General features: G+C 67.9%; 20 protein-coding genes. 16 read left to right on the top strand and 4 right to left on the bottom strand.

Features of this window, described 5'->3' with window-relative positions; genetic code table 11:
• The first annotated feature begins 77 nt into the window (after nt 1–77).
• The 8 genes from NK1_RS29525 (at nt 78) to NK1_RS29490 (ending at nt 8,680) form a co-directional block, all read left to right on the top strand.
• The gene (locus tag NK1_RS29525) at nt 78–1,151 is read left to right on the top strand and encodes a DUF1707 SHOCT-like domain-containing protein (RefSeq protein ID WP_167354318.1); all 1,074 of its coding nucleotides are present in this window, start codon (nt 78–80) and stop codon (nt 1,149–1,151) included.
• Nucleotides 1,152–1,160: 9 nt separating this feature from the next.
• Nucleotides 1,161–1,982 carry a DUF1707 SHOCT-like domain-containing protein gene (locus NK1_RS29520; RefSeq protein WP_063906142.1) on the top strand — a complete coding sequence of 274 codons (822 nt, stop codon included), beginning with the start codon at nt 1,161–1,163 and terminating at the stop codon, nt 1,980–1,982.
• 101 nt (nt 1,983–2,083) lie between these two features.
• Nucleotides 2,084–2,734 (top strand): HhH-GDP family DNA glycosylase, encoded by a 651-nt coding sequence (locus tag NK1_RS29515; RefSeq protein ID WP_036506546.1) that lies wholly within the window; start codon nt 2,084–2,086, stop codon nt 2,732–2,734.
• 327 nt (nt 2,735–3,061) lie between these two features.
• Nucleotides 3,062–4,903 carry a molecular chaperone DnaK gene (gene dnaK / locus NK1_RS29510; protein ID WP_036506545.1) on the top strand — a complete coding sequence of 614 codons (1,842 nt, stop codon included), beginning with the start codon at nt 3,062–3,064 and terminating at the stop codon, nt 4,901–4,903.
• The gene (grpE, locus tag NK1_RS29505) at nt 4,900–5,532 is read left to right on the top strand and encodes a nucleotide exchange factor GrpE (RefSeq protein ID WP_063013989.1); all 633 of its coding nucleotides are present in this window, start codon (nt 4,900–4,902) and stop codon (nt 5,530–5,532) included. Before dnaK ends, grpE begins: the two co-directional genes overlap by 4 nt.
• Nucleotides 5,533–5,571: 39 nt before the next feature.
• Nucleotides 5,572–6,744: a molecular chaperone DnaJ gene (dnaJ, locus tag NK1_RS29500; RefSeq protein ID WP_063013987.1), complete on the top strand. Its 1,173-nt coding sequence runs from the start codon at nt 5,572–5,574 to the stop codon at nt 6,742–6,744.
• On the top strand, nt 6,745–7,140 hold the full coding sequence (locus NK1_RS29495) for a heat shock protein transcriptional repressor HspR (protein ID WP_036506537.1): 396 nt from the start codon (nt 6,745–6,747) through the stop codon (nt 7,138–7,140).
• 370 nt (nt 7,141–7,510) lie between these two features.
• Nucleotides 7,511–8,680, top strand: coding sequence for a globin domain-containing protein (locus NK1_RS29490; protein ID WP_063013985.1), 1,170 nt, complete (start codon nt 7,511–7,513; stop codon nt 8,678–8,680).
• A gap of 30 nt (nt 8,681–8,710) precedes the next feature.
• Here NK1_RS29490 and NK1_RS29485 read toward each other — a convergent pair whose 3' ends face one another.
• The gene (locus tag NK1_RS29485) at nt 8,711–9,496 is read right to left on the bottom strand and encodes an FAD-binding oxidoreductase (RefSeq protein ID WP_084461758.1); all 786 of its coding nucleotides are present in this window, start codon (nt 9,494–9,496) and stop codon (nt 8,711–8,713) included.
• A gap of 125 nt (nt 9,497–9,621) precedes the next feature.
• Nucleotides 9,622–10,779 (bottom strand): FAD-binding oxidoreductase, encoded by a 1,158-nt coding sequence (locus NK1_RS29480; RefSeq protein WP_063013984.1) that lies wholly within the window; start codon nt 10,777–10,779, stop codon nt 9,622–9,624.
• A 278-nt stretch (nt 10,780–11,057) separates the two neighbouring features.
• On the opposite strand from NK1_RS29480, the gene clpB reads away from it, so the two are divergent.
• Together clpB and NK1_RS29470 are read left to right on the top strand one after the other, a co-directional pair.
• Nucleotides 11,058–13,625 (top strand): ATP-dependent chaperone ClpB, encoded by a 2,568-nt coding sequence (clpB, locus tag NK1_RS29475; RefSeq protein WP_063014010.1) that lies wholly within the window; start codon nt 11,058–11,060, stop codon nt 13,623–13,625.
• Nucleotides 13,626–13,779: 154 nt separating this feature from the next.
• Nucleotides 13,780–14,664, top strand: coding sequence for a DUF5666 domain-containing protein (locus NK1_RS29470; protein ID WP_063013982.1), 885 nt, complete (start codon nt 13,780–13,782; stop codon nt 14,662–14,664).
• A 27-nt stretch (nt 14,665–14,691) separates the two neighbouring features.
• On the opposite strand, the gene NK1_RS29465 is transcribed toward NK1_RS29470, so the two are convergent.
• The gene (locus NK1_RS29465) at nt 14,692–15,525 is read right to left on the bottom strand and encodes an AraC family transcriptional regulator (protein WP_063013980.1); all 834 of its coding nucleotides are present in this window, start codon (nt 15,523–15,525) and stop codon (nt 14,692–14,694) included.
• A gap of 72 nt (nt 15,526–15,597) precedes the next feature.
• Between NK1_RS29465 and NK1_RS29460 the strand changes: the two genes are divergently transcribed.
• From NK1_RS29460 to NK1_RS29435, 6 genes are all read left to right on the top strand, one after another.
• Nucleotides 15,598–16,422, top strand: a complete 825-nt coding sequence (locus NK1_RS29460; RefSeq protein WP_063013979.1) for an alpha/beta fold hydrolase — start codon at nt 15,598–15,600, stop codon at nt 16,420–16,422.
• Nucleotides 16,423–16,524: 102 nt separating this feature from the next.
• Nucleotides 16,525–17,871 carry a TtfA family protein gene (locus NK1_RS35910; RefSeq protein WP_063013977.1) on the top strand — a complete coding sequence of 449 codons (1,347 nt, stop codon included), beginning with the start codon at nt 16,525–16,527 and terminating at the stop codon, nt 17,869–17,871.
• Between the two features lie 69 nt (nt 17,872–17,940).
• Nucleotides 17,941–18,762, top strand: a complete 822-nt coding sequence (locus tag NK1_RS29450; RefSeq protein ID WP_063013975.1) for an SDR family NAD(P)-dependent oxidoreductase — start codon at nt 17,941–17,943, stop codon at nt 18,760–18,762.
• A gap of 6 nt (nt 18,763–18,768) precedes the next feature.
• Nucleotides 18,769–19,314 carry an orotate phosphoribosyltransferase gene (gene pyrE, locus NK1_RS29445; RefSeq protein WP_036506528.1) on the top strand — a complete coding sequence of 182 codons (546 nt, stop codon included), beginning with the start codon at nt 18,769–18,771 and terminating at the stop codon, nt 19,312–19,314.
• A gap of 69 nt (nt 19,315–19,383) precedes the next feature.
• A complete protein-coding gene (locus tag NK1_RS29440) occupies nt 19,384–20,442 on the top strand; it encodes a beta-ketoacyl-ACP synthase III (protein ID WP_063013973.1) in 1,059 nt (352 codons plus the stop codon).
• Nucleotides 20,443–20,519: 77 nt separating this feature from the next.
• Nucleotides 20,520–21,224, top strand: coding sequence for a lysoplasmalogenase family protein (locus tag NK1_RS29435; RefSeq protein WP_063013971.1), 705 nt, complete (start codon nt 20,520–20,522; stop codon nt 21,222–21,224).
• 32 nt (nt 21,225–21,256) lie between these two features.
• On the opposite strand, the gene NK1_RS29430 is transcribed toward NK1_RS29435, so the two are convergent.
• Nucleotides 21,257–21,703, bottom strand: a complete 447-nt coding sequence (locus NK1_RS29430; RefSeq protein WP_036506520.1) for a DUF3592 domain-containing protein — start codon at nt 21,701–21,703, stop codon at nt 21,257–21,259.
• Between the last annotated feature and the right edge of the window lie 125 nt (nt 21,704–21,828).

Raw genomic sequence — 21,828 nt, 5'->3', positions numbered from 1 at the left:
GACCCCAGAGGTCGGGGGTCGCCCCGGTCGCGCTCCGACACGCCGAGATGCGGAGGTCGAGTCGCTACCATCCAGTGGTGAGCTCTTCTGGGTCCGGAATGCCGGGTATGCCCGCACCCGGCAGTATGCGGGCCCGCGATATGGACAGAGTTCAAGCGCGCACCCTGCTCGATGCCGCGTTCGACGAGGGCCAACTGGGCGCCGACGAATATCACGACCGGTCCGATCGTGCGGCCACCGCGAAGACCGTCGGCGAACTGCGGAATCTGGTCGACGATCTGCAACCGCCCGCGGGCGGTGCGCAATGGAAGCAGCCGCCGGGTCCGCCCCGGCGGACGGGCCGCTATCCGGCGCACATCCGGGCCCGCGACGCCGACCGGGCCGAAACCTGCCGAGCCCTCGACACCGCCCTGGCCGACGGCCAGCTCTCGGCGGCGGAACACCAGACCCTCACCGATCTGACCGCGGCCGCCGAAACCCTCGGCGACCTGGCCGAATTGACCGCGGACCTGCAACGCCCCGCCGAGGCGCCGATCGATCCGCGGGCGGGGATACGGAGCCGGACCGCGTGGTTCGCGGGCGCGGTGGCGGTGGTCGTGACGGCCGCGGCGGTGGGTGGATATCTGCTGACGCATCGGGTCGCGCCCGCGCCTGAGCCGGTGGCCGCGGCGGCGCCGCAGGTGGTGCGGCCCATGGTGATCGAGACGCCCGACCTCACCACGGTGGCCGGCTTCGAGAAGTTCCGCGCCGACTATCGCGCGAAATTCGGGGACACCACCGTCGATGATCTGTCGCTCTTCCCGGATCATGCTTCGGTCGACCGCACCTCGGCGGGCCAGCCGAATCGAGTGGCCGACTATCTCTACCGGGGTGGGTTCATGCCGTCGACCGCCGTCACCACCCGTTCGGCCGACAAGCCGATCTTCGACCTCGCCGCGGTGAACACGTCCGCGCTCGGTGACCTGATCGCGCGGGCGGTGCCGCTGCTGAAGGTCCCCGGCGGCGCCGTGAGTCATATCGGCATGGGCATCGACACCATCAGCAAGGTGCCGACGATCAGCATCTACGTCGGCAATTCGTTCAACGAGAACGCGTACCTGGAGGCCACGCCCGCAGGCGATCCGATTCGCGTCTATCCATTCCACACATAGGTGCCGCCGATGGGAACTTTCGACACATCCCGCCGTACCGGCGCGTCCTCCGGCGCCGCGAACAGTACTCTGCGCGTACGTGATTCGGATCGCGTCGACGCCTGCGCACTGCTGGACGCCGCCCGCGACGACGGCCAGCTCTCCGATGGCGATCACCAGCGGCGCACCGCCGCGGCGATGAGCGCCCGCACCTTCGCCGATGTGGAGAAGGTGATCGGCGATCTGCAGATTCCGGCCAATCTGGTCGACGCCCCGGTCGTGCGCCCGGCGCGGCGACGCCGGTCCAGGCGCTGGATAGTGGCCGGTGGTGCCGTGGCGGCCGCGGCACTGATCGGAATGTTCTGCGGCTGGGTGAGCAGCGACGACGGCCCGCTCGCCGACCACACCCCGCCGGATATGACCACCGCCGCCGGCATCGAAGCGTTCCTCTCCGATTACCGCCGGCACTACGGCGATCTGCTTGCCGACGACGTGACGCTGATGCCGGAGCACGCCTCGATCGAGCGGCCCCGCCCGGGGGATCCGTCGACCACCGAAAGAGCCTCCTACAAGGGCGAATTCGACACCTGGACGACCAGCAGCCGTGATCCGAAACTCGCGCCGATCGACCTCGGCACGATCGATGTGCCGAAGTTGGCGGCACTGCTGGCCGGCGCTCCGCAAACCGTCGGATCTCCGCAGACGAAGGTCAGCCATCTGATCATCGGTCGCGACAGCTCCGCACCCGACCACCCGCCGACCGTCACGATCTTCACCGAAGGCGCCCGCAGTGGGCACCTGGTGGTCGCGCCGTCCGGCGAACCGCTGGTGGTCTACAAATCCCAGCAGTGAGGCAGTGAACGCCGACCCCGTCCTCCCCGGCGGGTTTCACCCGCGCGTCCCGGGTTAGCCGGGAAGTGAATCGCCAGGTCGACGAAAGTGGGGTGTCGCAGATGAGCGGGAACGAGGATCGGATCGCCCGGGAACTGCTCGACCGAGCGGGGACCACCTATGCGGCGGAGGCGGGAATCTCCCTCGCCGACAAACCGGCTCCGCTGTTCCAGCTCCTGGTGCTGGCTCAACTGATGAGCGCGCGGATCACCGCCGATATCGCCGTCGCCGCCGCGCGCGAACTGAGATCGAGCGGCTACCGCACCCCGCAGCGCGTCGCCGAGGCCGAATGGCAGGACCTCGTCGACGCGCTGGGACGCGGCCACTACCGCCGCTACGACGAATCGACCGCGACCCGGCTCGGTGAGAACGCCACGATCCTGCTCGACCGCTACCACGGCGATCTGCGGAAACTGGCCGACGAAGCGGACCGCGACCCGGATCGGCTGGCCGAACTACTGCAGCAGTTCAAGGGCATCGGCCCGACCGGCGCCGAGATCTTCCTGCGTGAGGTGCAGGACGTGTGGACCTGGGTGCGCCCGCATTTCGACGACCGGGCCCGCAAGGGCGCCGATCTCCTGCATCTGTCGACCGATCCGCAGCGGCTCGATCGCCTGGGCCGTTCCGGTCACGACGCGGAACTGGCCGCCGCCCTGGTCCGGGTGAGTCTCGACAAGGATCTCGCCGATCAGGTGCTCGCCGCCGCCGGCTGAGCTCGCAGAGATCGAAATACCTGGTCATCCGCGTATCGCGATACCCGGCCGGGTGATCGCCGCCGGGGCGGAAAATTTCTTCGCCCCGGCGGGAATGAACCGTCTGCCCCGCTCGTTGAGCTGTTCGACGCAAGGTTGAGTGCAAGCGGCTCAAGTCTCTGGTTGACTCCGGCGGGATCCGGGGGCAGGATTGAGCCGACCACGCTCAGTGTTGCTGAGGACCGTGCTCCGTGCGGTGTCAGGGGCGAGGTCCGACCGGCACGAACAAGTGCCGCGCGCAGGGCCGCCCTGCACCACACACAGTTACATCACCTAGGAGGAACCACTATGGCTCGTGCGGTCGGTATCGACCTCGGGACCACGAACTCGGTCATCGCTGTTCTCGAAGGCGGTGAGCCGGTCGTCGTCGCCAACTCGGAAGGTTCGCGCACCACCCCGTCGGTCGTCGCGTTCGCCAAGAACGGAGAGGTTCTGGTCGGGCAGCCGGCCAAGAACCAGGCGGTGACCAACGTCGATCGCACCATCAAGTCCGTCAAGCGCCACATGGGCGAGGACTGGACCGTGGAGATCGACGACAAGAAGTACACGGCGCAGGAGATCAGCGCCCGTACCCTCATGAAGCTCAAGCGCGACGCCGAGTCCTACCTGGGCGAGGAGATCACCGACGCGGTGATCACCGTGCCCGCCTACTTCGAGGACGCGCAGCGCCAGGCCACCAAGGAGGCCGGCCAGATCGCGGGTCTGAACGTCCTGCGCATCGTCAACGAGCCGACCGCCGCCGCGCTGGCGTACGGCCTGGACAAGGGCGACAAAGAGCAGACCATCCTGGTCTTCGACCTCGGTGGCGGCACCTTCGACGTCTCGCTGCTGGAAATCGGCGAGGGCGTCGTCGAGGTTCGTGCCACCTCCGGTGACAACCACCTCGGTGGCGACGACTGGGACAACCGGATCGTCACCTGGCTGGTCGACAAGTTCAAGGCCAGCTCGGGCATCGACCTGACCAAGGACAAGATGGCCCTGCAGCGTCTGCGTGAGGCCGCCGAGAAGGCGAAGATCGAGCTGAGCTCCTCGCAGAGCACCTCGATCAACCTGCCCTACATCACCGTGGACGCGGAGAAGAACCCGCTGTTCCTCGACGAGCAGCTGACTCGCGCCGAGTTCCAGAAGATCACCTCCGATCTGCTGGACCGCACCCGCGCGCCGTTCCAGTCGGTGATCAAGGACGCCGGTATCTCGGTCAAGGACATCGACCACGTCGTGCTCGTCGGTGGCTCCACCCGTATGCCCGCGGTCTCCGAGCTGGTCAAGGAACTGACCGGCGGCAAGGAGCCCAACAAGGGCGTGAACCCGGACGAGGTCGTCGCCGTCGGCGCCGCCCTGCAGGCCGGTGTGCTCAAGGGTGAGGTCAAGGACGTCCTGCTGCTCGATGTGACCCCGCTGTCGCTGGGTATCGAGACCAAGGGTGGCGTGATGACCAAGCTCATCGAGCGCAACACCACCATCCCGACCAAGCGGTCGGAGACCTTCACCACGGCCGACGACAACCAGCCGTCCGTGCAGATCCAGGTCTTCCAGGGTGAGCGCGAAATCGCGTCGCACAACAAGCTGCTCGGCTCCTTCGAGCTGACCGGCATCCCGCCGGCCCCGCGCGGCGTGCCGCAGATCGAGGTCACCTTCGACATCGACGCCAACGGCATCGTTCACGTCACCGCGAAGGACAAGGGCACCGGCAAGGAGAACACGATCAAGATCCAGGACGGCTCCGGTCTGTCCAAGGAGGAGATCGACCGGATGATCAAGGACGCCGAGGCGCACGCGGCCGAGGACAAGTCGCGTCGCGAGGAGGCGGAGACCCGCAACCAGGCGGAGTCGCTGGTTCACCAGACCGAGAAGTTCATCGCGGACAACTCCGACAAGGTGCCGGCCGAGACCAAGGAGAAGGTCGAAGCGGCCATCGCCGAGGCCAAGCAGGCCTTGCAGGGCAGTGACATCGCCGCGGTGAAGTCCGCGGTGGAGAAGCTGGCCACCGAATCGCAGGCCCTGGGCCAGGCGATCTACGAGGCTTCGGCCGCCGAGGGTGGCGCCGCCGCCGACGGCGCGGGCAACGCGTCCGCCGGTGACGACACCGTGGTCGACGCAGAGGTCGTGGAAGAGCCGGAGAAGAAGTGACGGAACAGAACCCGAAAGAGGAGCCGGTCACCATCGTCGACAACCGGAAGATCGACCAGGACGGGAAACCGTCCGCTCCGCAGGGTGATGTGAGCGAGGCCGCGGCGAATTCCGCCGCGGCCCCCGCCGCCGAGGGTGACGCCCTCGCCGACAGCATCAGCGCCGAATTGTCGGAGCGCACTGCCGATCTGCAGCGGCTGACCGCGGAGTACGCGAACTATCGCCGCCGTGTCGATCGCGACCGCAAGGCCGCCATCGATTCGGCCAAGGCCGCGGTGGTCACCGAATTGCTCGGTGTGCTCGACGATCTGGATCGTGCCCGTGCCCACGGCGATCTCGAGTCCGGACCGCTGAAGTCGGTCGCGGACAAGCTCGCCGATGCGCTGCAGAAGCAGGGCCTCGAGGAATTCGGTGCCGAGGGTGAACCTTTCGACCCGACCCTCCACGAGGCCGTGCAGCACGAGGGTGAGGGACACAACCCGGTGATCGGGGTGGTCATGCGTAAGGGTTACCGCTTCGGCGACCGCGTCCTGCGCCATGCGCTGGTCGGAGTCACCGATGGGGTAGCGGATCTGTCCGACTCGTCGGACACTGCGAATGCCGGCCGAGATGCCGACGGTGCCGAGTAACACACAGTCGCGCAACGTGACGGAAGGAGGAGATGCCCGGTGAATCGGGAGTGGCTGGAAAAGGACTTCTACAAAGAGCTGGGTATTTCCTCCGGCGCGACCCAGGACGAGATCAAGAAGGCCTACCGGAAACTGGCCCGGGATCTGCATCCGGACAAGAATCCGGGAGATACCAAGGCCGAGGAGCGCTTCAAGGCGGTCAGCGAGGCGCACGCCGTGCTGTCCGATCCGGAGAAGCGCAAGGAGTACGACGAGGCCCGGCGGTTGTTCGCCAGCGGCGGTTTCGGCCGCGGCGGCTACGCACCGGGTGGCGGCTACACCGGCGGTGGCGGCTTCTCCAACGAATTCAACCTGGGTGACATCTTCGGGGGTGCGGCCGCCGGCGCGGGTGACGGTGGTCTGGGGGATATCCTGGGCGGCCTGTTCAACCGCGGCGGCACACGGACCACGTCGCGCCCGCGACGGGGCAGCGATGTGGAGACCGAGACGACTCTCGGGTTCCGTGAAGCGGCCCAGGGCGTGACCGTTCCGCTGCGGATGACCAGTCCGTCGCCGTGTACGACCTGTCACGGCAGCGGCGCCAAGCCGGGCACCAGCCCGCGAGTGTGCCCGCACTGCAACGGGTCCGGCGTGATCAGCCGCAACCAGGGCGCGTTCGGGTTCAGCGAACCCTGCGACGACTGCCGTGGAACGGGCTCGATCATCGACGATCCCTGCACCGACTGTCACGGCACCGGTATCCAGAACCGGACCCGCACCATCACGGTGCGCATCCCGCCCGGGGTGCGCGACGGGCAGCGGATCCGGCTGGCCGGTCAGGGCGAGGCGGGCCTGCGCGGCGCGCCGGCGGGTGACCTGTTCGTCACCGTGCACGTCAGCCAGGACAAGGTCTTCGGCCGCAACGGCGACGACCTGACCCTGGTGCTGCCGGTCAGCTACAGCGAATTGGTGTTGGGTACAACGGTTTCCGTGCCTACACTGGAAGGCAGAGTCGGAGTGAAGGTGCCACCCGGCACCGCCGACGGCCGGACGCTGCGGGTGCGCGGGCGCGGTGTGCCCAAGCGCGGCGGCGGCGCCGGTGACCTGCTGGTCACGGTGAAGGTCGCGGTACCGCAGAAGCTGGACGACGAAGCCTCCGAAGCGCTACGGCGTTACGCGGAGGCGGAGAAGGCCGGCGGGTTCGACCCGCGCGCAGGTTGGGCAGGTGCGTAAATGAACGGTGATCCGAAGAATCGGGCAACCGGCACCGAGTACTTCATGATCTCGGTGGCGGCTCAGCTGGCGGGAATGCACGCGCAGACGCTGCGGACCTACGACAGGCTGGGATTGGTTACGCCGCAACGCACTTCCGGCGGCGGCCGGCGTTATTCGTCACGGGATGTGGAACTGCTCCGCGAGGTGCAGCGCCTGTCCCAGGACGAGGGCGTCAACCTGGCCGGGATCAAGCGGATCATCGAACTCACCAATCAGGTCGAGGCGCTGCAGCAGCGGGTGGGTGAATTGACCGCCGAGGTCGACCGCCTGCGCGCCGGGCACCGGCCCGATCTCGCTCCACCGCAACGCAGTACCGCACTGGTGGTGTGGCAGCCGCGCAACAAACGGCGGTAAGCGGGTTCGGCCGGCGTCGAACACACTGTGCGACAGCGCCCCCGATCGGGGGCGCTGTTCGCGTATCTGGATGCCGGACGATTGCCCAGCATGCGACCGGCAAATCTGAAAATCGCGTATCGGGTCATGCACAACCACTCCCGAACAGGCCGAAATACATGGCGTGTCACGGTCTTTGAGTCGGTTTCCAGGGGCCTACACACCCGCGGACCTTGGTTCGGCCGAATTACCTCCCTGTTGTTCCATCAGTGCGTCCCGCGCCTGGCAAACCTCGCCTACACTCGGTCTCCATCGGCTGCGCCGCGTGTCCGGCAGCACCGCGCTCACCGGGCCGGCCCGTGTTCGACGTGCGAAATGGGGTTGTGGACAGATGGATTCGCGGACCGTCGCGTTGATCAGAACGACGTTCAAGGCGGTGGCCGCGGAGGACGGCGGCCCCGAACAGCTCGCCCGCTCCTTCTACGCCCTGCTCTTCACCGAATATCCGCAGCTCCGGGACTTCTTCCCCGCCGCCCTGGAGGTGCAGCGCGACCGGCTGGTCAAGGCCATCGGCTATGCCGTGGACCGGCTGGAGGAGCCCGAGCAGCTACTGCCCTTCCTGGCCCAGCTCGGTCGCGACCATCGCAAATACGGCGTGGTCGCCGAACATTATGCCGCCGTGGGCAATTCGCTCAAAAGCGCCTTACGCGCCCATGCCGGGACCGAATTGTGGACCGACGAGGTGGAGCAGGCCTGGGACGCCGGCCTCGGGCTGATGACCGAGACGATGATCGGCGCCGCCGAACTGGAGACGACGCCGCCGGTATGGACCGGAACCGTCGTCGAACATCGCGAGGTGCTGTGCAATCTGGTCGTCGTGCGGCTGCGGCTCGACCAGCCCATGTCCTATGCGGCCGGACAATATGTGAGCGTGCAGATTCCGGCCCGCCCGCGGATGTGGCGATACCTGTCCCCGGCGATTCCGGCGAATCCCGAGGGTGAGATCGAATTCCATATTCGCAGCGTCAGCGGCGGCTGGGTGAGTCCGGCGATGGTCGGGCACACCGCGATCGGCGATCAGTGGCTGCTCGGGGCGCCGCTGGGCGGGCTCGGGGTGCCGCGCAATACGCGTCGCAAGATGCTGATGGTCGGCTGCGGCACCGGAATCGCGCCGCTGCGTGCGCAATTGCTGGCGATGTCCCGACGTAGATCCAATCCGAAGGTTCATCTGTTCGTCGGCGGACACCATCCGTGCGATCTCTACGATCTGCCGACGCTGAGCGAACTGGCCGTCGCGAACAAGTGGCTCACCGTCGTTCCGGTCACCGAAAGCGACGACAACCCCTGGTGGTACTACCATCCCGAGCGTGTCGAACCCGATCTTCCGGGCATAGCGCCGCGTGAAACGGGACAGATCGGAGCCGTCGTGGCTCGCGGCGGCGATTGGTCGGACTGCGATGTCCAGATCGTCGGATCTCCGAGTACGGTGCAGACCACCAAATTCCGGTTGATGGCGGCGGGCACGCCCACCGAGAACATCCGCCACGATCCGCTGCTCTAGACGCCAGGCCGAAGCGGGTCCCGGGGCGGGTCAGAGCCCGTCGAAGCGAATCGCCTCCGCCGGCGTGCCCGTATTGACCAGCACTTCCAGCGTGGCCTGGGTCATTCCGGGTGAGCCGCACACCAGGACCTGGTGGTGCAGCAGCGGGCCCATATCGCCCACCACATCGGCCAGCGTGCCCTCGAGCATCTCGTCGACATCGAATCCGACATCCACGCGGCAACTCTCGTACCACTGGTCGACCCAATTCGGATCCTCGGCCTTCTCGACCACCGGGATCACCGTCAGCCAGGGCATCTCGCCGGCGAGCAGGTAGAGCATGTCGGAGGCGTAGAGGTCGCGCGGGCTGCGTCCGCCGATGAACAGATGCGTGCGCGGCGGCTGCGGGCGACGGGACAGATCCAGCAGCAGTGAGCGCATCGGCGCCAAACCCGTTCCGCCGGCGATCATCACGAGGTCGGTGGTGCCGGGATCGACGCTCAGCCACCCCGCCGGGGCACTGATCCGCCACTCGTCGCCGGGGGCCGTTTCGGTGACGATCGATCCGCTGCACCATCCGCCCGGGACGGTGCGGACGTGGAATTCCAGTTTGCCGTCGAGGGAGGGCGGCAGTGCGGGCGACAACCGGCGTCGCATACCCGGATGCTGTGGAATCTGGACCTCGACCGACTGGCCCGGTTCGAACGGGACGAATTCGCCGATCAACCGGACCACCGCGAGATCGTGGCGCAGCCGATGGTGTCCGACGACGGTCGACGACCATTCCGTCGGCGCGTCCAGCCGAATCTCTCCGGTCTCATCCGGCCCCAACGTCACCGTTCCTCCTGTGATCCGCGGGATATCTGCCGCGTCCGAAAAGTCTTGTGCCGGGCCCGGTCCCGTGCGTGCGGACCCGCCCACCAAGGTACGCCGCGGAGGCCCGGTTGCCTACCGATTGCCCCTCACACCGGATCGGCGGCGATGATGTGTTCGGGGGTGCCGACCGCCAGCAGCGCCCGCTTGGTATCGGCGATCATCCGCGCCGATCCGGCGATCTGGATCTGGCGATCCGACCATGAACCGAAGCTGGCCACGACCGCGCCCAGATTCCCGATCAGCCGCCGATGCATGCCGTAGGGCGGATCGGCGGGCGGATGCGGATGCCACCACGGATTCGTATCGCTCTCACAGACCGGCACCACCGTCAGCCACGGATTGCTCAGCGACAGCTGCCACATGTTCTCCACGTCGTAGAGATCGCACGGATAGCGGCCGCCGATGAAGAAGTGCACGCGCGGGTTGACGCCGCGCCGGCCCATCTCGATCAATTGAGCACGCAGCGGCGCGATTCCGGTGCCGGAGCCGATCATCAGCACATCGCGCTGTGATTCGGTGTCGATGTGCAGGCCACCCAGCGGTCCGGCGATCAACCAGGTGTCGCCGACCTCGGTTTCACCGACGATCGCGGGACTGACCCATCCGGTGCGGACCTTGCGGACGTGGAATTCGATCTCGCCGTACGGGTTCGTGGGAATGGCCGGGGACAGATACCGCCACATCTTCGGCCGCTGCGGGATCGACACCGGCACGTACTGGCCGGCCTGATAGGGGATCGGCTCGTCGGACTGCAGGCGCACGATAGCCAGGTCGTCGAGTACGCGCCGATGGCCGACCACCGTCGCTTCCCAATACGGTCGCGAGGTGTCGGAATTGGCGCCGATGGCCATCGAGGCCGAGATGAGGATCGCGATATCGCGCCAGCCGTCTTCCAGATCGTGCGTCCAGAGCGGGCCGTTGTAGGTGACGAAGGCGGCGAGCAACGCGCGTCCGGCGGCATCGTAATGTGCCGCCTCGACACCGTATTTGCGGTGGTCGAGAGCCAACTGTTCCAGGAACCCCTGGGCGCGATCCCAGTTCTCCAGATGATCCAGCACGAACTGGATGGCGGTACACACCCGCTTGGGCTGCATATCCATCGTGTGCGGGAACAAGTCGCGCAGGCCGGGAGCCTCCGCGAACAGATGCCTGTAAAACGCGCCGATCAGTCGTTCGGGCCCTTGCGGCGCCTCGACGATCGATCGGAAGTTGGCGCGGACCAGCGCTGCCGAACGCGCATCCACGACGTCGAGCTTCCTTTCCTTCAATGTGTCCGACCACAACTGCCGTGTCGTCGGCCTCCGCGGACCAGTATCCCCGAAAAAACCGTGGTCGTACGGTGATGAGCGGATCACTTTACCCAGATCCGCCGAGGGTGAAACGATTGGCCGCAGGTTCGGAGAATATGTCAAACTTGAGCGGAACAGACTCAACTCCTACCGCGTTGAACTGTCCAGAAGAGTTCGTGCGGCCCGCGCGGACCTGACCGACAACCACGCGAGACGACCGTAGGAAGGTGATCGTGGACTCGTTCAACCCCACCACCAAGACTCAGGCTGCCCTGACGGCGGCCCTGCAGGCGGCCTCGGCCGCCGGAAATCCGGAGATTCGTCCGGCTCACTTGCTGGTGGCGCTGCTGGATCAAACCGACGGCATCGCCGCCCCCCTGCTCAAGGCTGTCGCGGTCGACCCGGCAACCGTGCGGCGCGAGGCACAGGACATCGTCGACCGGCTGCCCCGCGCGACCGGCGCGACCACTCAGCCGCAGCTCGGCCGGGAAGCGCTCGCCGCGATCACCGCCGGTCAGCGCCTCGCCACCGAACTCGGTGACGAGTACGTCTCCACCGAGCACGTCGTCGTGGGGCTGGCCGAGGGCGATTCCGACGTCTCGCAGCTGCTGCTGAAGTACGGCGCCACCGCCGACGCGCTGCGCGAGGCGTTCACCGCGGTACGTGGCAACACCCGCGTGACCAGTGCGGACCCCGAGGGCACCTATCAGGCGCTGGAGAAGTACTCCACCGATCTGACCGCCGCCGCCCGCGAGGGCAAACTCGATCCGGTCATCGGCCGCGACACCGAGATCCGGCGCGTGGTGCAGGTGCTGAGCCGGCGTACCAAGAACAACCCGGTGCTCATCGGCGAACCCGGTGTCGGTAAGACCGCCATCGTCGAGGGGCTGGCCCAGCGCATCATCGCCGGCGACGTTCCGGAGTCGCTGCGCGGGAAGACACTGGTCTCGCTCGACCTCGGCGCGATGGTGGCCGGCGCGAAATATCGCGGTGAGTTCGAAGAACGGCTCAAGGCGGTGCTGGAGGAGATCAAATCCAGTGCCGGACAGATCATTACGTTCATCGACGAACTGCACACCATCGTCGGCGCCGGCGCGACCGGCGAATCGGCCATGGACGCCGGCAACATGATCAAACCCATGCTGGCGCGCGGTGAACTCCGTCTGGTCGGTGCGACCACGCTCGACGAATACCGTCAGCACATCGAGAAGGACGCCGCCCTGGAGCGGCGGTTCCAGCAGGTGCTGGTCGGCGAGCCGTCGGTGGAGGACACCATCGGCATCCTGCGCGGACTCAAGGAACGCTACGAGGTGCACCACGGTGTGCGGATCACCGACTCCGCGCTGGTGGCCGCCGCGACCCTCAGCGATCGCTACATCACCTCCCGCTTCCTGCCCGACAAGGCCATCGACCTGGTCGACGAGTCGGCTTCCCGGCTGCGCATGGAGATCGACTCGCGGCCCGTCGAGATCGACGAGGTCGAACGGGCGGTGCGCCGCCTCGAGATCGAGGAGGTCGCCCTCGCCAAGGAAACCGACGAGGCGTCCAAGCAGCGACTCGACAAGTTGCGCCAGGAGCTGGCCGACGACCGCGAGAAGCTGAACCAGCTGATGGCGCGCTGGCAGAACGAGAAGCAGGCCATCGACTCGGTCCGCACGATCAAGGAACAGCTGGAGGCGCTGCGCGGTGAATCCGAGCGCGCCGAACGCGACGGCGATCTCGGCAAGGCCGCCGAACTGCGCTACGGCCGCATCCCGCAGCTCGAGAAGCAGCTCGCCGAAGCCGAGAAGAATGCCGGCAAGGCAGGCAGCGGCAGCCTCGAGGACGAGGTGATGCTCAAGGAGGAGGTCGGACCGGACGACATCGCCGAAGTGGTCTCCTCGTGGACCGGCATCCCGGTCGGCCGCATGCTCGAGGGCGAAACCCAGAAGCTGCTGCGGATGGAAGAGGAACTCGGCCATCGGGTCGTCGGACAGGCCGAGGCCGTCACCGCCGTCTCCGATGCGGTGCGCCGCGCCCGGGCCGGGGTCGCCGACCCGAACCGGCCGACGGGTTCGTTCATGTTCGTCGGACCGACCGGTGTCGGTAAGACAGAGCTGGCCAAGGCTCTGGCCGACTTCCTGTTCGACGACGAACGGGCGATGACCCGCATCGATATGAGCGAGTACTCCGAGAAGCACTCGGTGGCTCGCCTCGTCGGCGCCCCGCCCGGATACGTCGGTTACGACCAGGGCGGCCAGCTCACCGAGGCGGTCCGGCGACGGCCGTACACGGTGGTGCTGTTCGACGAGATCGAGAAGGCGCACCCCGACGTCTTCGACATCCTGCTGCAGGTATTGGACGAAGGACGGCTCACCGACGGTCAGGGCCGCACGGTGGACTTCCGCAACACCATCCTCATCCTCACCTCCAACCTGGGTGCCGGCGGCGAGAAGGAGTTCGTGATGAACGCCGTGCGCTCGGCGTTCAAGCCGGAATTCCTCAACCGCCTCGACGATGTGGTGATGTTCTCCGCGCTCGACGAGGAACAGCTCGAGCACATCGTCGACATCCAGCTGGCGCAACTGCAGAAGCGGCTCTCGCAGCGGCGGCTGAAGCTGGACGTCAGCGATTCGGCGCGGTTCTGGCTGGCCGTGCGCGGCTACGACCCGGTCTACGGCGCCCGGCCGCTGCGGCGGCTGATCCAGCAGGCCATCGGCGATTCGCTGGCCAAGGAACTGCTGGCCGGTGAGGTCACCGACGGCGATCTGGTGAAGGTCAACGTCGCGCCCGACGGCGACGGGCTGATCGTCGGCCGGTGACGACCGGGCCCGATTCGGGGCTCGACTCCGGGGCGCGGTGTGTGAGTGGATCGCACACCGCGCCCTCGGCGTATCGGCCCGGTCGCGCCCGCCCCCATCCACCGGTTGGCGCACTTCGCTGAAGCAACGCCGATCTGCACCTACCCTGGTTGGCATGACGAATCCGAGCGACCCGTGGGCGCAGCGTCCGGATTCGCCCGATACGCCGACCGAGAAGCTCGGCGCATCGGGCCGGCATCCGGACGACGGCGCGTCACACACGACGGAATACTCGGAGGCGTACGGTCAGAGCCCCGAGCCGTACGAGAGCACTCGTCCCTACGGACATCCCGGCCCCTACGAACACACCGCGCCCTACGAATTCCCGTCCCACCCGGAATATCAGGGCCAGTACTTCGAACAATCACCCGGGCCGAACGCGACCCGCGAACTTCCGCCCTACGACGGCCAATGGGGCGCGTACGAATCCGGGTACAGCGAACCCGGCGAATACCCCCCTTACGGTTCCGGCGCTCCCGGCACCGCCGCCCCGCAGGGAGCGGTCGGGCCGACCGGGCTGCCCGTCGAACCACCGCGCCGCAGCCGCACCGGGCTGTGGATCGCGCTGACCGCGGCCGTCTTCGTCCTGGTGGTCCTGGGCGGGATCGCCGCCGGACTGCTGCTCGCCGGCAACGACTCCTCGTCCTCCGATGCGGCCGCCACCGGCCGGCCCGCGCCGACGCGCGTCCCCGTGGTGCCGCCCAACCCGTCCGGCGGCGCGCAACCCAGCCTCCCGCAGCTCCCGGGGCTCGGCGATATCGACGGCCTCGGCGCGACCATGGGTACCGTGAACAGCAACGACGGGACGACCATCATGCTGCAGTCGCTGCTGGGCAACGCGGTCACCGTGCACACCGATGCGGACACCCAGGTCATCTCGATGGGCACCGGGAAGGTGTCCGATCTGAAACAGGGCGACATGGTGGTCGTGCAGGGAGACAAGAACCCCGACGGGTCCATCAAGGCGAAGATCATCATCAGCACCCAGCTGCCGCGCTGATCCGGTCTGCTGCGGCGGGTTGCGCCATCACTGCCGCATGGCGGCGGGGGTGGCGCCGGTCATGCGTCGGTAGAACTTCACGAAGTTGGTGGCTTCGGAGAAACCGAGTTCGCGCGCCAGCGCCGCGACGGTGACGTCGGTGGTGGCCAGGCGGCGGCGGGCTTCCAGCGCCAGTCGTTCGTCGAGATACCGCTTCGCGCTGATCCCCCTGGCCCGGCGCACCGACCGATCGATGGTCTTGGTCCCGGCGTGCACCGCCTGCTCGTAGTCGCCGACCCGATGGCGCCGGGAAAATTCGGCTTCGACCACGGCCGCGAAACGCGCGAAGACCGCCGGCACCGGCCCGGCGTCCGGTGCGGCGCCCGGGGCCGCGGCGACGAGCGGGGTGAGCGCCAAGCGGAGCGCGTCGGCGATATCGCGAGCGCACGACGGTACGCCGAGCACCAATTCCAGATGCCGCAGTGCGGTCGTGACCAGCGGATCCCGCGGATCCACCCCCCATCGGCTCGGCCGGACCGCATCGTCGGCGAACGTGGCGACCCGAGTGCCGGAGGCGAGTATGTCCGGGGTGAACAGGATCGCCGTTCCGTGCAGCCGGTCGGCGTCGAACACTCGGTGCACCTGTCCGGGCCGCAACCAGAACACCGTGCCCGCGGTCAGATCTTCCGGGCGGAAGTCGACGGCATGCCGGCCTCCGCCACCGGTGATCACACCGACGACGTGGAAATCCGGGCGGACCGGCCGGCGCCGCACCGCACCTCGGAAAACGTCCGTCTCCGGGAGGCGCCGCAGCTCGACCGCACGGCCCGCGGCGGTGGGCGCATAGCCGACGCCGAGGACGTGTTGACCTGTTTCGACCATAACCGGTCGTAAAACTACCTCGTCGGCTCGTCATGCGCGGAGTGGGATGGAGATATCCGACCACATAGGAGCATGATGAAAACCCTCGCTACTCGCGGCCAACGCTTCCATCTCCGCGACTCCGGCGGCACCGGCCCCGCCGTTCTCTTCCTGCACGGCAACCTCATGGACGCGACCATGTGGGAGGGCGTCGTCTCCGGCCTCGCCGGCTACCGCTGCATTCGCTTCGATTTCCGCCTGCACGGCGACACCGAGGACGACGGTCTGCCCTTCACGTATTGGGACGCCGCGCGCGATGGCCTCAGCATTCTCGACGCGCTCGACGTGCCGTCCGCTCATGTCGTCGGCCATTCGCAGGGCGGATTCACCGCGCTGCGGGCCGCTCTGCTCGACCCCGGACGTATCCGGAGCTTGACGCTCATCGATACCGCCGCGGATCCGTTCCCGGGCCCGGCGCTGGAACAAATGGCTCGAATCCGGGACGGGTTCGCCGCCGGTGCGGTCGCGGCGACCGGCGGCGCCGTCCTCGATCTGCTGCTGGGTGAGACCGAGGCGGTCGGCCACTGGTTGTCGCGGTTACAACGGCAGCCTGCCGATCGGCTGGCTCGCGCCGTCGGTGTGCTGATGGGCGCAGACGCAATCGCCGACCGGCTCGCCGAAATCACCGTCCCGGCGCTGGTCGTCCACGGCGCCGCCGACCTGCCGATTCCGGCTGCGGCCGGCGCCGCCCTCGCCGCCGCGCTACCGGCCGCGGAGCCGCTGGAATTGCTGGACGGTGTCTCGCACACGCCGCCGGTGACCCACCCCACCGTGGTCGCCGCGCTGCTGCGTACCTTCCTCCCCGCGGCGGCCGACTCCGCCCCACAACGGTTTTCGGCAACCGCACCGGCGCGGTGAGTGTGGCGCGGCCGATCGAGCGTGTGACGTCGGACCGCGGGCGCGAACCGCGGGACGAACGGGCGCGAGCAATCGCACCCGAACCCACTAGACTCGGGTGCGATGACAGCAGCAATCTGGTTCGGCCTCGCGGCGATCGCACTGGTGGGTGCGATCGTATTGCTGTATTTCGATCGCGTGCAGCGGCAGCGGACCGGACACGTACGGCAGGTCTGGGCCAAATCCCAGGGATACACCTACGTTTCGGTCGAACCTTCGCTGGCATCGACATGGCGGCGGGGCGCGATGGCCAAACTGGGGTATCTGTCCGCGATCGATGTGGTTTCCGGTAATCGCAAGGGCGAGAAGTTCGTTCTGTTCGATCTGGAGGATGCCGCGACGCTGGTCGCCGTGCGCCGCCAGATCGGCTCGGACATCGATATCGACCTGCGCCTCAAAACCGCCTCCCCGCCCAAGGACGCCGACCTGGAACTGCTCGGCGCGATCGGCGACCGCGTGGTCTTCGCGACCAATCCGGACGTCGCTCGCCACGCCGTCGACCAGCGGATGGTCCACTTCATCGAGACGCTGCCGACGACCGTGCAGCAGTTGTGGAGTGAGGGCAACTGGACGCTGGGCATGCTGCCGGTCGGCACCGTGGCCAAGGATTGGGAAGCCGCGATCGACTCCGTGCTGCGGCTCTCGGGTCTGCTGCATGTGCTGCCGCCGGTGGCCGGTGGCGACCGCGGCCGCCTGGAATCCGATCAGCACGATCTCGGTCGTCCGCGTCCGAAGGCCTCCGACGAACCGGGCGAAGCGGATCGGGGGTACGGCGACCGCTACCGCGACGAGGCGATCGTCCCGGCCCGCGGCGACGACTTCGACGACTACGACGATCGCCGCGGCGACCGGTTCGAGCGCTTCGACGACGAATTCGAGGGCCGGTTCGAGGACGAGCGCGGTCGAGGAGACCGGATCGGTGACGACCGGTTCGGTGACGATCAGGATTTCCGCGACGAGCGCGCACCGCGGCCTCGGGACGCCGAAGCACGCGGCGGCCAGGGCCGTTTCGCACACGACGACGTGGACGGCATCGACCGCGCGGACACCCGGCGCGGCGGCACCGACGCGCCGGCCGGTCCCCGGCCCGGCGATACGCGCGACTCCGGCGAGCGTCCGGCATCCGATGCGATGGATCGCGAGGGCGGCGTGATCGCCCCGCCGGTCGGCGATCTCGCGGGCGAGGCCGAGCAGCAGCCTCCGCGCCGCCCGGCGCTCGCGGTCGTGCCGGATCCCCGCAACCGGGTCCGCCGCAACTGGCCGCCCGCCGAGGAATTCCTTGAGGACGAGGAAACCGATTCGGCCGCAGAGGATTTCGACGAACCGCACGCCGAGGACGAGCCGCCGCAGCGTCCGGGCGGTCCGTTCCATCCGGGGTTCCGTCCCTATCAGGGCCCCGCACCGCGGTGACCGGTCCGGTTCACGAACCGATGTCCGGGCGCCGGGATTATCCGCCCGACACTAGGTGGTTGACGACCCATGACCGATAGCCCCGCAGACTCGGGGGCCGCCCGCCTCCCCGGCGCCACCCGTCCGGTCGCCCTGGTGACCGGACCGACCTCCGGTATCGGCCAGGGCTACGCCACCCGGCTGGCCTCCCTCGGCTACGACCTGGTGCTGGTGGCGCGCGACGAGCAACGCCTGACCGCCCTCGCCGCGGAACTGCAGCACCGCTTCGATACCCGCAGCGAGATCCTGGCCGCGGATCTGGCCCGGCCGCACGACCGCGAGACCGTGGCCGAGCGGCTCGGTGCGGGCGTGGACTTCCTGGTCAACAATGCCGGCTTCGGTATCTCGGGTGAGTTCTGGACCGTGGAACCGCGGGAATTGCAGGCCCAACTGGATGTCAATGTCACCGCAGTGCTGCAATTGACGCGTGCCGCACTGCCGCCGATGATCGCCGCCGCCAAGGGGTCGGTGGTCAATGTCGCCAGTGTGGCCGGGCTGGTACCGGGCCGCGGCTCGACCTATTCGGCCTCCAAGGCCTACGTCATATCCTTGACCGAGGGTCTGGCCGGCGGACTGGCCGGGACCGGGGTCCGGGTGCAGGCGCTGTGCCCGGGATTCGTGCACACGGAATTTCACGAGCGCGCCGGAATCGAGATGTCGTCGCTACCGAAACCCCTGTGGCTCGACGTCGAGCAGGTGGTGTCCGGTTCGCTGCAGGATCTGGAGAAGGACCGGGTGATCAGCGTGCCCGGGGTGCAGTACAAGGCGCTCACCACCGTCGCCGGGCTGATCCCGCGGACTCTGGTGACCCGGCTCAACCGAGGCATGTTCAACGCACGGGGAAGGACATAAACCCACATGATCGAATCCACCACCGACCGCGACAGATTGGCCGAGCTGGTCCGGGAGCTCGCCGTCGTCTACGGCCGGGTGACCCTGTCCTCCGGTAAGGAGGCCGACTACTATGTCGATCTGCGCCGGGCGACCCTGCATCATCAGGCGGCGCCGCTGATCGGCACTCTGCTGCGAGAGTTGGTGTCGGACTGGGAATTCGACGCCGTCGGCGGGCTCACCATGGGCGCGGATCCGGTGGCGCTGGCGATGCTGCACGCACCCGGCCGCCCGCTGAACGCGTTCGTGGTGCGCAAGGCCGCCAAGACACACGGCATGCAGCGGCAGATCGAGGGGCCGGAGATCTCCGGTAAGCGGGTGCTGGTCGTCGAGGACACCACGACCACCGGCAATTCGCCGCTGACCGCGGTCCGGGCGCTGCGCGAGGCGGGTGCGACCGTGGTCGGCGTCGCCACCGTGGTCGATCGCGAGACCGGCGCCGACCAGGTGATTGCCGCGGAGGGACTGGAGTACCGCTCCATTCTGGGCCTGAAGGATCTGGCTCTGGGGTGACATTCGGGCCTGGGTTAGCCTGGACGCTGGTCTTGTGTCCGACAGTGTGAAGGGTCGAGTGAGTCTCCTGTGGTGAGCATTGCAGTGAACGAGGGTCGCAAGAACGTTGCGATGCTCGGCATCGGGGCATACCGGCCGAAACGTATCGTCAGCAACGCCGACGTCTGCGAGGTTCTCGATTCCACCCCGGAGTGGATCTTCGAGCGGACCGGCATCCGCAATCGTCGCTGGATCAGCGGTGACGAGACCCTGCGCTCCATGTCGGCGGCCGCCGGTGAGCGGGCGATCACCAACAGCGGTATCGACCGTACCAAGATCAGCGCGCTGATCCTCGCCACCTCCAGCTGGCTCAAGCTCACCCCGCACGGCGCCCCCTCGGTGGCCTTCGATCTGGGGATGAACGGCATCCCGGCCTTCGACCTCACCTCCGGCTGCGGCGGCTTCGGCTACGCCCTCGGTGTGGCGGCCGACCTGATCCGGGCCGGTTCCGCCGAATACGTGCTGGTCATCGGCGCGGAAACGATGACGGTCGGCCTCGACCCGACCGACCGCGGCACCGCCATGATCTTCGGTGACGGCGCCGGCGCCGTCGTGGTCGGCCCCAGCGAGGTCAACGGCATCTCCCCGACGGTATGGGGCAGCGACGGAGAGAGTGCCGAGGCGATCTCCCAGGACGTCAACTTCTTCGACTACATGGACCGAGCCGAGCGACTGCAGGGCACCGACCCCGAGGTGGAGCCGGTGGGCCGGATGGCGCTGCGGATGGAGGGGCCGCGAGTGTTCCGTTGGGCCGCGGTCACTCTGCCCCGCGCCCTGTCGACCGCGCTGGAGGTGTCGGGCGTGGCCAAGGAGGATATCGAGGTCTTCGTGCCGCATCAGGCTAATGCCCGCATCAACGAGCTGATGAAGAAGAACCTCGGCCTCGCCGACGACATCCCGATGGCCAACGACATCGAGAACACCGGTAACACCTCCGCCGCGTCCATCCCCCTCGCCATGGAGGAAATGCTGGTGACCGGCAAGGCCAAGGGCGGGCAACTGGCCCTGCTGCTCGGCTTCGGCGCCGGGCTCAGCTACGCCGGGCAGGTGGTCACCCTCCCGCCCAAGCCGATCGAACCCAGCTTCTGATCGAACCCAGCTTCTGAGCAGGCCGGTCGCGACCCGGTCTCCAGCCGTCGCGGACGAGTGAGAAGGACGGATTCCGAATGGCGCGACCGTTTCGTGCGGCCTATGTCGGTGCCGCCGTGATCACCGTGCTCGGTGCGGCCACCGGGCGGGATCGGTGGCAGTGGGCGACGAAACCGCTGCTCATGCCCCTGCTGGCGGCCGATGCGGTGCACGCGGGGCGCGCCGCGAGCGGGACGAGCGCCGAGGCGGACTCCGACCGGGCGCTGCTGCTCGGATCCCTGGCGGCGGCCACCGTCGGCGACATACTCCTGATCGATCCCGACGACGACCGCCGTCTGGTCGCGGGCGCATCCGCCTTCGCGGTCATGCAGTGCGGATATTCGGCGCTCTGGTGGCGACGCGGTGCGCGGCCGCATCCGATGGTCGCGGCGCCGCGGGTGTTCGCGTGGCTCGGCGCTGCCACTCTGTTGCGGGCGCGTGCGCCTCGGATCGCCGCGCCGCTGACCGCCTACGGTGCGACGCTGGGCACGGCGGCGACTCTCGCCTCCGACCCGGCATTGGCTCCCGGTGCGAAAGTCGTTGCCGGAACAGTGGTTCCGGCACTTGATCCGCGCAGTCGCCTCGCCCTGGGCGCCTTGTTGTTCACGCTCTCCGACGGCCTGATCGTGCTGCGTCGCCTGTTCGCGCGCACGTCCCGCTCGCGCCGCGCGAGCGAAGCCGTCATCCTCGCGACCTATGCCGGCGCCCAGTATCTGCTGACCGCGCCGACCGACTTCGACTGAGCCACACCGCCATTGCACGCCGCGTGGGCGGCTCACAGGCATAGCATGATCCGATCACGGTCGGCCGGATCCACCCTGATCGAAATCGTCTCGCCCACATGCATTCTCGGCCGGTCGATCGGCGCGACGTCGAAAACGACCGTGCCCCGATAGGTTTCCGACCCCGGAACCGTCAGCTCCAGATCGAGTTCGGTCAGTTCCGTGTGGTGATCGGTGTACTGCAGCGGATGCACCCGCTCGATGGTCGCCCACCCCTCCAGTCCGTGCCGCAACAACCGTCGATCCGACCGCGTCGGCCGCTGCGCCAGCAGCATCCCGATCCCCACGCACGATCCGAACGCCCCCACCAACGCCATGATCTGATACGGCTCGGTCCCCGGCGGCGTGTGCTGATGCACCCACCCCAACCACAGCCCGAGCACAATCACATACCCGACCGTCACCCCGAGCACGGTCCGAAGAATGCGTACGTGGTCCATAACCGCCTCCACCACCCCGCGGATACCTCAAGAATAGGCCCCACCCCTCCCACCCGACCCGGATAGCGCATAACGGACAGACACGTTTCGGCCAACCGGCCGCAACGGTCCCCCAGCCATCGCGT

It is taken from the genome of Nocardia kruczakiae NBRC 101016, assembly GCF_001612965.1.
Taxonomy (GTDB): domain Bacteria; phylum Actinomycetota; class Actinomycetes; order Mycobacteriales; family Mycobacteriaceae; genus Nocardia; species Nocardia kruczakiae.
This window is presented reverse-complemented; position numbering and strand designations above follow the sequence as displayed.